The sequence below is a fragment of the Isoptericola sp. BMS4 genome (assembly GCF_011634835.1).
Classification (GTDB): domain Bacteria; phylum Actinomycetota; class Actinomycetes; order Actinomycetales; family Cellulomonadaceae; genus Isoptericola.
This window is the reverse complement of sequence record NZ_SIRP01000023.1, coordinates 1-326: the sequence shown is the minus strand read 5'-3', so window position 1 is coordinate 326 and position 326 is coordinate 1. Positions and strand designations below refer to the sequence as shown.

At 65.3% G+C, this 326-nt stretch carries 1 pseudogene; it reads right to left on the bottom strand.

The features are described 5' to 3' along the window. Positions 1-326, bottom strand: a pseudogene (locus tag EYB28_RS19720) (carbohydrate ABC transporter permease); the annotation flags it as partial.

The following is a 326-nucleotide window of genomic DNA, read 5'->3' as shown; positions in this document are numbered from 1 at the left end:
GGCAGCGTGCCCAGCAGGCCGATGTTGTCCAGCACGAAGAACAGCGGCACGATCGCGAGGAAGACCGGGAACGTCAGCCCCGCGAGCATGAGGTAGTAGATCGCCCGCCGACCCCGGAACTCGTACCGCCCCAGCACGTAGGCGCACATCGCCCCCAGCAGCATCACGAGCGCGAGGGACGTCCCCACGACCAGGACCGTGTTGACGAACGCCTTGCCGATCTCGGCGTCGGTCCACGCGGTGACGTAGTTGGTGAAGCTCCATTCGGCCGGCAGCGAGAACGGCGAGCTGAAGATCTCCGAGCTCGTCTTGAACGAGCCGATGAA